A 10256-nucleotide genomic window follows, 5' to 3' on the forward strand; every position below is an offset into this window, starting at 1 on the left:
CGGCTTGTGTGAGCGCCTGCAATTATCCGCACCCCGATCTCGGCCTCGGTTCAGCGCCGCCTGCCCCAGCTCGGTCACCCCCGACAGCAGGCCGGCCATCATCAGGCCGATCAAACCGCCCAGCAGCACGATCAGCGCCGGACCCAGCAACCGGGCGGCGGCCTCGATGTCGCGCACGGCGGCGCCCGGCGCCCATAGCTGACGTTCGGATCGTCCGCGGGGGCTCCGATCACCAGCGGGGGATGCGTGCGGGGCCCGTCACGCGGGGCTGCTCACTGGCCGCCTTGGATTTGCCGCCCGGTCCGGTGCGTACCCCCACGAGCGAACTTGTTGGGGCTTGGACGCGTTCAGACGAGCGACAGGTTTGGCGGGTTATGGCGCTTGAGCGCTGCGCGATCAAATCTCCGGCCATGGCGGTGCCGGCGGATAGGGATGGGGTCCGTTTGAAAAAATCGGTACGCCTTGCAGCGCTGACGTCGCCCGCGCATGGGTATACTCGTATAGTTGGAGATCGGGATAGAGCCGCCGGCTAGCCTCATAAAGCGATGCCGCGACCTGACCGAGGCCGACCACGTCCATAGCCTTGTTTCCACCCTCGTAAACATATCTGAACTCTACGAAGGCGTTGGAGTAAGCAACTAGGTCATTCTCCAGAATCGCGCCTGTTCCCTTTCGCCGTTGCTCGTAGCGGGCCTTAACCAGCGCCTGAATTGGCCCCGGTAGCTTGGCGAATAGAACGTTCAACCGATGGCCTTGAGGAGCCTTCCCATGCGCGACCAGGAGGAGAGTTTTGAGGTATAATTCTGAGGCAAATGCGAGCCCAACGACGCCTGCCGTAAACGGGAATGCATAGCGGCCATCTGGCCCAGTCCGCTGCTCGAAGTTGCGCTGCGCGCTTTCATGAAACTGCACTGCCTCGCGCCACATTTGGTCTCTCAACGAGACTGGCCCCAGGGCCTTCGCTCGCCTTTTGAGTGCTGCGAGCATGTGTTCTGGCAATTCCATCTAGCGAGTATGAAGCTGTGCCGTGCTTCAAACAATTGCGAACGACGCCTATGGACGACGTCGCCACTCAGGCCCGCTCAGCTACCGGTGGTCCTCATGCCCAGAGCCCAACCTGCCTCTGCGGGGATTCGGCACACTGGAGCACAATGAGGTGTCAATCTGCCGCGCACCGAAAGTAGTCGGCCGGCGACGCCTGACCCTGCCCACCGCCTAGCGGATAGTAGCGGCTCCGCATCGGCGTAAAGCGAACGCCAGCGCAAGTCCGGTAGAAATGGAAAAATCAGTGGTCATGGATGGATTATCATGATCGAGTATAAATACTCATGATCACCACCAACGCCCAACGAAGCACATACCCAATTACACACCCCACACACGCCCCTCGATTTTGAAATATTAATCGAAATCAAATACTTAAATACTTATAAATATTGATGCACAACCACCCCTCGGGAGACCCCACGCCGTCGCGGCCGGACATCGAGATGACCCGGCAGATCGTCGAGGCCGGCAAGGCGCTGAAGGTCAATGTCCACGACCACCTGGTGGTCGGGCGCGAGGGCGTGGCCAGCTTCAAGGCGCTGGGACTGTTCTGAGGGGTGGAACGGCGGCCGCACAACCTGCTTTTGCATTCCGGACCGCGCGCTATAGTCGATCATGGTCGGGGGGCCTTTGGAGGATTGCGATGAATCGGCGTCTTCTCCTGGCCTCGGTCCTGGGCCTTCTGATCCCCGGCGCGGCGTTGGCCCAGTCGGGCGGACCACCCTCTGGCGACAGACCTGGCGGCGGCGGACGCCCGCCAGGCGGCGGCCAGGGCGGCGGTCGACCACCGGGCGGTTCCGGTCCGCCTCCGAGGCCCATGCCTGGACCCGGCCCCAAACCCAAGCCGCCGCGACCCGGGCCCAAGCCGCCGCCCCGGCCCCGGCCGCCGACGGGCCATCGGCCGCCGCCCGGGCGCCCGCCGCCTCTCGGCCCGCACCGTCCAGGCTCCGGCCGGCCGCCCAGCTTCCACCCGGTCCATGGGCCGCGCTGGCGTTATCCGTCGGGCTACCGCTATCGCCGCTGGTCCCCCGGCCTGCTGCTGCCGGCCCTGTTCCTGAGCTCCGCCTACTTCTATGACGACTACTGGCGGATGGGACTGGACGGCCCGCCGTGGGGCTATCGCTGGGTTCGCTACGGACCCGACCTGCTGCTGGTCGACACCCGCACCGGCCGCATCGACGACGTCATCTACGGGGCCTTCTACTAGGTCCCCAACCGCGCGGCGGCGTGCGATCGCACGCCGCCAACGCTCAATCCCCGGGGCGCCGAACGCCGAACCGTCCGCGGGCTCGCGGCGGAGCTTGACCGCTGCGCGCCGATCCTTGAGCGTGCGGCCTCACAGTTCGTCTCGGGAGTTTCCATGGCTCGCCTGCTCACCGTCCTGCTCGGCTCCGCAGCCCTGTTCGCCACCGCCGCTATCGCCGCCGACGCCCCGGTCTCCAAGCAGGACAAGGCCCTGCACGAGCGGGTCCTGACCCTGGACACCCACCTCGACACCCCCGAGCACTTCGCCCGCAAGGGCTGGAGCATCATCGACCGCCACGTGGTCACCCAGGACGGCACCCAGGTCGACCTGCCGCGCATGAACGAGGGCGGCCTCGATGGCGGGTTCTTCGTGATCTACACCGGCCAGGGCGCGCTGACCGCCGAGGGCTATCGCGGGGCCCGCGACTTCGCGCTGAACCGCGCCGCCGAGATCCGCGAGATGGTCGCCGCCCACCCCGACAAGTTCGAGCTGGCCTACACCGCCGACGACGCCGAGCGGATCAACAAGGCCGGCAAGAAGTTCGTCTTCCAGAGTATCGAGAACAGCTGGCCGATGGGTGAGGACCTCACCCTGATGGAGACCTTCTACAAGACCGGCGTGCGCCTGGCCGGGCCCGTGCACTTCCTCAACAACCAGTTCGCCGACAGCTCGACCGACCCCAAGGGCAAGATCTGGCACGGCTTCTCGCCGCTGGGCCTGCGCTGGCTGGCCGAGGCCAACCGGCTGGGCGTCGTCATCGACGTCAGCCACGCCTCCGACGACGTGGTCGACCAGGCCGTGGCCCTGTCGAAGGTCCCGGTCATCGCCTCGCACACCGGCGCCAAGGCGATCTACGACCACCCGCGAAACCTCGACGACGGCCGCCTGAAGAAGATCGCCGACGCCGGCGGGGTGATCTGCATCAACTCGGTGTATCTGAAGAACACCGCCGCCAGCCCCGAGCGCCTGGCGGCGATGAAGGCGCTGGCGCCGTTTCCCGACAGCGAGACCGCGACCGAGGCCGAGATCGTCGCCTTCAACAAGAAGCGCGCCGAGGTCGACGCCAGGTTCCCACCGGTCCGCGCGACCTTCGAGGAGTTCATGGCCAGCCTGCTGCACACCCTGAAGGTGGTCGGGCCCCAGCACGTCGGCATCGGCGCCGACTGGGACGGCGGCGGCGGGGTGGTCGGCTTCGAGGACGTCGCCGACCTGCCCAAGGTCACCGCCCGGCTGAAGGCGGCCGGCTACACCGACGCCGACGTGGCGGCGATCTGGGGCGGCAACGTGCTGCGGGTGGTGCGCCAGGCGCAGGACTACGCGGCCAAGGAAGCGGCCAAGGCCAAGCCTTCCGGATAACCTCGTTATCGGCTAGGTTGCGCGGGCCTCGCCTTGGGAGAGCTCCGCATGGTCCGTGTCGCGCCTTGGGTCGGCCTGGCGGCCCTGATCAGTCTTGGATGGACGGCGTCGACGTCGGCGGCCCACGCGGCCAGCTTCGACTGCGCCAAGGCCGGCACGCCGACCGAGAAGGCCATCTGCAAGGACCCGGCGGTCTCCAAGCTGGACGAGGAGGTCGCCGCCGCCTTCAAGGCCGCCCAGGCCTTCTGGCCGGCCGGCAACTGGAAAACCTACATCCTCACCGAGCAGCGCAACTGGCTGAGGGACCGCAACGGCATCTGCAAGGCCGACGCCGCCTGCCTGAAGGACGACTACGAACGCCGCCTGATCTATCTGAAGAGCCCGGACCTGAAATGGACGGGCCGCTACGTGGCCGGCCAGTGCCCCAAGGACGGAATCTTCCTGGACGCCACGCCCCGCTATCCCAAGGTCGGCGTCGACGTCGATATCTACATCTGCCCCAATTCCAGCGGTAACATGCTGCTGCAGGGCTGGGGCAAGGTCGACGCCGCGGGCCGCCTCTCCTGGCAGGACGAGGCCGGCTGCCTCTACACCCTGACCTTCACCCAGGACACCGTGACCCTGTCCGGTTCCGAGACCGGGGTCTGCAAGCCACCAATGCTCGACGCGCGGATCTTCCGACGCGACCCAGCCAAGTCGCCCTTCCTGCAGGACTAGCCGATGACCCGCCTCGCCGCCGCCCTGCTGGGCCTGATGGTCCTCGCCTTCACCGGTCCAGCCGCCGCCGCCAGCTTCGACTGCGCCAAGGCCCGCACCAAGGTCGAAAAGCTGATCTGCGCCGACCCGCAGCTGTCGCGCCAGGATTCCGAACTGGCCGCCGCCTATGGCGAGGCGCAGAAGGTCTGGGACGGCAGGATCGCGGCCTATGTGAAGATGACCCAGCGCGGCTGGGTCGGCAGCCGGACCCTGCTGCCCCCTGGCCAGGATATGGGCGGGGTCTATTGCAACGACGACGACAGCCGCCTGTCCTGCCTGCGCGACATCCACGCCGAGCGCATCGCGGTGCTGAAGAGTCCGGGCTTCCGGCTGAGCGGGGTCTATGTCCGCGGGCAGGACTTCCTGGCCGTCAAGGTCGCGTCGGCGGGGCTGAGCTTCGGCTACATGGCCGACGGCGCCGCGATCCAGGGCGCCACCGACGAGGCCAAGCCGGTACGCGTGGCCCCCGGCCAGACCGCAGTGACCTTCCCAATCGCCGGCACGGGTCCCGACGCCTGCACGCTGGACGCGGCCTTCACCGCCGACGCGGTGACGCTGACCCAGAAGGGCCCATGCTCGGGGGCGAAGCTGAGCGGGCGATGGACGCGGGATCAGGCGCGGGACCCGGAGGGGGAACTGTTCTAGGGCTTCTGCCCCCCAATCGTTGTCATCCCGGAAGCCTCGAAGAGGCTGTCCGGGACCCAGGGGCCGGCGCAACGCGGTGGCCCCTGGGTCCCGGGTCTACGCTGCGCTTCGCCCGGGATGACAACCGTGTTTGCGTGAGGTCAGGCCTTGGATTTCGCTCTCCCCCAAGCGTCCCACACCCGCCACCCCATCAGCACCGCCACGATGGCCGCATAGACCAGCGGCGGCCGGTGGTCGGCCTTCACCAGCAGGTAGTAGTGGGCCACGCCCAGGGGCACGATCAGGTAGACCAGCCAGTGGAGCCTCTGCCACGTCGCCCGTCCCAGCCGGCGGACCATGCCGTTGGTCGAGGTCACGGCCAGCGGGACCAGCAGGGTGAAGCCCAGCATACCCAGGGTGATGAACGGCCGCTTGAGGATGTCCTTCACCAACTGCCGCCAGTCGAAGAACAGGTCGACGCCGATATAGGTCAGCAGGTGCAGGCAGATGTAGCTGAAGGCGAACAGGCCGACCGTGCGCCGGAAGCGGAGCAGGCGGGGCTTGTTCAGGATCCGCGCGGCCGGGGTGATCGCCAGGCCGACCAGCAGCAGCCGCAGGCCCCAGACACCGATCTGGCGGATCAGGGCCTCGATCGGATTGGCCCCCAGGTCGTCGCTGAAGACCCGCCAGGCCAGCCAGACCAGCGGCGCGAAACAGGCCAGCCAGACGGCGGCGTAGATCAGGTTGTCCTGGAGTTTGGAGGGGCGCTTCTTCGCTTTACGCGCGCCCCCTCCGGCCCTCCGGGCCACCTCCCCCAGAGGGGGAGGATTGTGCCGCGCCAGATGCTCCCCCCCTGGGGGAGCTGTCGCGGAGCGACTGAGGGGGTTTCGCCACATCAGAAGTTCGCCCGCAGGTCCATGCCCCGGTACAGGTCGGCCACGTACTGGCCGTAGCCGTTGAACGGCAGGGTCTCGCGCCGCCGGAACTCGCCGATCCGCCGCTCTGTGGCCTGCGACCAGCGGGGGTGGTCGACGGCCGGATTGACGTTGGAATAGAAGCCGTACTCGCGCGGCGCCGACAGGTTCCAGGCGGTGGCCGGCATGGTCTCGACCAGGCTGATCCTGACGATCGACTTGATGCCCTTGAAGCCGTACTTCCACGGCACGACCAGCCGCAGCGGCGCGCCGTTCTGGTTGGGCAGCACGTCGCCATAGAGGCCGACCGCCAGGATCGCCAGCGGGTGGGTCGCCTCATCGATGCGCAGGCCCTCGCGATAGGGCCATTGCAGCACGTCCCACCTCTGGCCGGGCATCTCCGAAGGCCGCATCAGGGTCTCGAAGGCGACGAACTTGGCCTTCGAGGTCGGCCGGACCGCCGCGATCAGGTCCTTGAGCGGGAAGCCCACCCACGGGATGACCATCGACCAGCCCTCGACGCAGCGCATCCGGTAGATGCGTTCCTCCAGCTTGTTCCCCTTGATCAGGTCGTCGATGGCGAAGGTGGCGGGCTTCTCGCAGGCGCCGTCGACCCGCACGGTCCACGGCCGGGTCTTCAGGGACCCGGCGTTCTCGGCCGGGTCCTCCTTGTTGACCCCGAATTCGTAGAAGTTGTTGTAGCCGGTGATGTCCTTCCTGGGCGTCGGCTTCTCGGTGGTCGAGAAGCCCGGGCCGTAGGTCAGCCCCCGGGCGCTGGCCGTCCCCGCCGCCGCCAGCAGGCCCAGCCCGGCCGCCGCGCCGATGAACTCCCGCCGGCGCAGGTAGAGGCCGGGGTCGGTGACGTCGTTGTCGGTGAGGTCGGGGGCGCGGCGGATCAGCATGGCGGGGGCTCCAAGGCTACCTTGGAGGATACGTGGCCGAAGGGCGATTGGTTACAGGCGAAGACGCGGAAAGGCGGCTTTCTCCATCCGGAGAAGACCGTGGACGCGACGTCAACTCGCCAAAAGAGGCCGAGATAGCTTAAGCACAATTTTAACTGGTAATTTCTCTTCAGGCGCGCCTATATCGCGTCCAGGCGCCACTGACCGTCGGCGACGCCCTCGCCCCTGTCAGCCCTGAGGGCCGACGGGCGACCCAATCCGAGCAAGGGAGAACATCATGGGTTTCTATGGTCCTGAGCCTTTCGACACGGCCGAGGCGACTTACGTCTGGACCGGCCTGGGCGCGCCGGGTTTCTTCAGCGTCAACGTGAAGGGGCATGCGCCGAACTTCACCAGCGGCATCCAACTGGTCCGCGATCCCCACTTCGTCGGCGGCCTGGCGATCGACGTGATGGGTTGGACCGGCCCCCTGGCGAAGGGGACGACGCCCTACGCGGTGCATGGCTCGTTCAACGGCCTCTACCTGCCCAAGATCCTCATCGTCGGGCAGAACAAGCGCCTGCTGATCGACGTGAAGGAGATCCCCTTCACGACCGACGAGGCCTATGTGAAGCACGTGACCGCCGCGCGGCGGCTTGAACCGGCCTAGGGTTCGCGGGCCAGCCCACGACAGGGGACACGCACATGTGCGTGTCCCCAACCGCACTCGACCCTACCGCTTCACCACCGACTCGAACGCCGCCCGCGCCTCGGCCTTGGCCTTGGCCAGCCTGCTCTTCAGCGCCCCGAACGTCCGCGCGCCGCCGGCTCGCGCCAGCAGCGCCCGGAACGCCTTGGGCTCGGTGTCCGGGTCGTGCCCGTCCTCCAGCGCCACCTTCAGCAGTTGCGACAGGTCCTGCTCCAGCCGCCACGCCGCCTCCAGAGCGACCATCGCCGCCTTGTCGCCCAGACCGGCCGCCCGCAAAGCCACCAGGGCCTCGCCGGTGTTCTGCGCCAGGGGCCCGCCGGACCCGGCGTGGACCAGTTGCAGGAACTGGGCGGCGAACTCGATGTCGACCAGGCCGCCGGGGGTCAGCTTGAGGTCCCAGTCGCCGTCACCCGGCCGCTCGTCCTCCATCAGCTGGCGCATGTCCAACACGTCGACGGCGGTCCTGGCCGGATCGCGGGCCCGACGCAGGGCGGCGGCGATCGCGGCCTCGGCCCTGGCCTGGAAGACCGGCGACGAGGCCCAGATCACCCGGGCCCGGGTCAGGGCCAGCAGCTCCCAGGTCTCGGCCTCGCGGTCGTAATAGTCCTCGAAGGCGGCGAAACTGACCGCCACCGGCCCCTTGGTGCCCGAGGGGCGCAGCTTGAGGTCCACCTCGTAGAGCGTGCCCTCGCCGGTCGGCGCCGACAGGGCCGAGGTCAGGCGCTGGGTGAAGCGGGCGTAGAAGCTGTCGGCGCTCCAGCCCTTGATCGCCGAGGTCGCTTCGCTCGAATTTGGCGGCCCATCCGCCGCGTAGAGCGTCATCAGGTCCAGGTCCGACTTGGCGGTCATCTCGCGCGAGCCGGCCTTGCCCAGGGCGACCACCGCCACCTGCCCCGCGAAAGCCCCGCCCAGCCGCTCGACCTCGGCCAGGGCGGCCGGGGCCAGGCCGCCGACGATCAGGTCGGCCAGGTCGGCGAAGGCCGCGCCGGCGTCGCGCGCCCCGGCCGTGCCGCTGATCACCCGCACCCCGATCCGGAAGGACTGGTCACGGAACAGCCGCCGGGCGGCGTCCATCGCCCCCTCGAAGTCGGCCGGGTCCCAGGGCGCGGTCTCGGGCACGGTCATCGGCCCGAAGAAGGCCGGGTCCAGCAGGGCGTCCAGCGCCGTCGGCCGCCGGGCCAGGGTGCTGGCCAGGCGCGGGGCGAAGGCCATGACCTCGACGATCAGCTCGAACAGGCGCGGCTGGGCCAGGAACAGCGACTGGATCTGCACGCCAGAACTGAGACCGGCGAAGAAGTCGCCGAACCGGTTGAAGGCGTCGTCCGGCGCGCCGGTGGCGTTGGCGGCGTCCAGCAGGCGCGGGGCCAGCCGCGTGAACAGTTCGCGGCCCCGCGCGGTGCGGGTGGCGGCGATGTGGCCGTGGTGCCAGCCGCGGATGGTGGCGGCCACCCGCTCGGCGTTCGAAAAGCCCATGCGCCGCAGGGTGGCCAGGGTCTCCGGATCGTCCTCGACCCCGGTGAACACCAGGCTGCCGAACCGTGACGACAATTCCTCCTCGCCCTTGAACAGCGCGCCATAGCGGCGGTTGACGCCCTTCAGCAGGTGACCGACCAGGGCGTCGAAGCTGCGCAGGACGCCGTGCCCCCACAGCGCCGCCACCCGCTTGCGGTCGGTGTCGGACTCCGGGAGCTTGTGGGTCTGGTCGTCGGCGATCATCTGGGCCCGGTGCTCCAGGGCCCGCAGGTCGCGATAGGCCTGGATCAGGTAGTCGCGGTCGTCGGGCGTCACATGGCCGGCGTCGGACAGGGCGGCCAGGGCGTCGAGGGTGCGCGGGCTTCGCAGGTCCGGGTGGCGGCCGCCGAGGATCAGTTGCTGGGTCTGGACGAAGAACTCGATCTCGCGGATGCCGCCGCGCCCCAGCTTGAGGTCGGCGCCCTTGGCGGTCAGCCGGTCGTCGACCTTGTAGGCGTGGATCTGGCGCTTGATCGAGTGGATGTCGGCGATGGCCGCGAAGTCGAGGTTCTTGCGCCAGATGAACGGCTGCAGCTCGGCCAGGAACGCCTCGCCGCGCGCCAGGTCGCCGGCCGCGATCCGCGCCTTGATGTGGGCCGCCCGCTCCCAGTTCTGGCCGACGCTCTCGTAATATTCCAGCGCCGCGTCGATCGGCATGGCCGGCGGGGTCGAGGACGGGTCGGGGCGCAGGCGCAGGTCGATGCGGAACACGTAGCCGTCGGCGGTGCGCTCGGCCAGCATCCGGCCCAGGTGCTGGGTCAGGCGCACGGCCACGCCCTGCGGCTCGACGCCCTCCGCCACCGGCAGCGCCTCGGGCGCGTAGAAGATCGAGAAGTCGATGTCGCTGGAATAGTTGAGCTCGAAGGCCCCGTGCTTGCCCATGGCGATGCAGAACAGGCCGGGGATCGGGCCGTCGGGGCCCTCGCCCACATGGGTCAGGGCGCCGCGCGTCACCTCCAGCCGGGCGGCCTGGGCCAGGCTGGCCTGCAGGGCCGCGTCGGCGAAGTGGGTCAGGGCCCCGGTCACCGCGTCCAGGTCCCAGGCCCCGCCCAGGTCGCACAGGGCGGTCAACAGGTGCAGGTCGGCCTTCAGGTCGCGCAGGACCCGGCGGGCGGTCTCGAAGTCCGGCTCGGCGGCGACGGCCTCGGCGGCGACCAGGATCTCGGCCAGGCGGGCGTCGGGGTCGCTCTCGAGGATCAGCGGCAGGCGCC

General features: G+C 68.7%; 9 protein-coding genes and 2 pseudogenes. 6 read left to right on the plus strand and 5 right to left on the minus strand.

The genetic code is table 11. From position 1 onward, the window contains the following. Positions 1 to 396: 396 nt before the first annotated feature. A complete protein-coding gene (locus PMI01_RS27235; RefSeq protein ID WP_157223825.1) occupies positions 397 to 927 on the minus strand; it encodes a hypothetical protein in 531 nt (176 codons plus the stop codon). 506 nt (positions 928 to 1433) lie between these two features. Here PMI01_RS27235 and PMI01_RS26550 point away from each other — a divergent pair. The 5 genes and pseudogenes from PMI01_RS26550 to PMI01_RS19340 form a co-directional block, all read left to right on the plus strand. After that, a pseudogene (locus PMI01_RS26550) lies at positions 1434 to 1601 on the plus strand (JAB domain-containing protein); the annotation flags it as partial. A gap of 263 nt (positions 1602 to 1864) precedes the next feature. Continuing rightward, positions 1865 to 2254 carry an RcnB family protein gene (locus PMI01_RS19325; protein WP_007672805.1) on the plus strand — a complete coding sequence of 130 codons (390 nt, stop codon included), beginning with the start codon at positions 1865 to 1867 and terminating at the stop codon, positions 2252 to 2254. A gap of 153 nt (positions 2255 to 2407) precedes the next feature. Continuing rightward, on the plus strand, positions 2408 to 3649 hold the full coding sequence (locus tag PMI01_RS19330; RefSeq protein ID WP_007672807.1) for a dipeptidase: 1242 nt from the start codon (positions 2408 to 2410) through the stop codon (positions 3647 to 3649). A 48-nt stretch (positions 3650 to 3697) separates the two neighbouring features. Continuing rightward, on the plus strand, positions 3698 to 4366 hold the full coding sequence (locus tag PMI01_RS26160) for a lysozyme inhibitor LprI family protein (RefSeq protein WP_007672810.1): 669 nt from the start codon (positions 3698 to 3700) through the stop codon (positions 4364 to 4366). 3 nt (positions 4367 to 4369) lie between these two features. Further along, positions 4370 to 5050: a lysozyme inhibitor LprI family protein gene (locus tag PMI01_RS19340; RefSeq protein WP_007672811.1), complete on the plus strand. Its 681-nt coding sequence runs from the start codon at positions 4370 to 4372 to the stop codon at positions 5048 to 5050. Positions 5051 to 5071: 21 nt separating this feature from the next. On the opposite strand, the pseudogene PMI01_RS28235 reads toward PMI01_RS19340, so the two are convergent. The 3 genes and pseudogenes from PMI01_RS28235 to msrP form a co-directional block, all read right to left on the minus strand. Next, positions 5072 to 5203 (minus strand): annotated as a pseudogene (locus PMI01_RS28235) (hypothetical protein); the annotation flags it as partial. Next, positions 5191 to 5925 carry a protein-methionine-sulfoxide reductase heme-binding subunit MsrQ gene (gene msrQ / locus PMI01_RS19345; RefSeq protein WP_007672812.1) on the minus strand — a complete coding sequence of 245 codons (735 nt, stop codon included), beginning with the start codon at positions 5923 to 5925 and terminating at the stop codon, positions 5191 to 5193. The pseudogene PMI01_RS28235 and the gene msrQ, both read right to left, overlap by 13 nt. Next, the gene (msrP, locus tag PMI01_RS19350) at positions 5925 to 6845 is read right to left on the minus strand and encodes a protein-methionine-sulfoxide reductase catalytic subunit MsrP (protein ID WP_007672813.1); all 921 of its coding nucleotides are present in this window, start codon (positions 6843 to 6845) and stop codon (positions 5925 to 5927) included. Before msrP ends, msrQ begins: the two co-directional genes overlap by 1 nt. A 277-nt stretch (positions 6846 to 7122) precedes the next feature. Between msrP and PMI01_RS19355 the strand changes: the two genes are divergently transcribed. Beyond that, complete coding sequence (locus tag PMI01_RS19355; RefSeq protein ID WP_007672814.1) at positions 7123 to 7494, plus strand: hypothetical protein; 372 nt, start codon at positions 7123 to 7125, stop codon at positions 7492 to 7494. A gap of 63 nt (positions 7495 to 7557) precedes the next feature. Here PMI01_RS19355 and PMI01_RS19360 read toward each other — a convergent pair. Beyond that, a partial coding sequence (locus PMI01_RS19360) for a bifunctional [glutamine synthetase] adenylyltransferase/[glutamine synthetase]-adenylyl-L-tyrosine phosphorylase (protein WP_007672816.1) occupies positions 7558 to 10256 on the minus strand: 2699 nt, incomplete at its 5' end.

Origin of the sequence: Caulobacter sp. AP07, from assembly GCF_000281955.1 — a bacterium.
GTDB lineage: Bacteria > Pseudomonadota > Alphaproteobacteria > Caulobacterales > Caulobacteraceae > Caulobacter.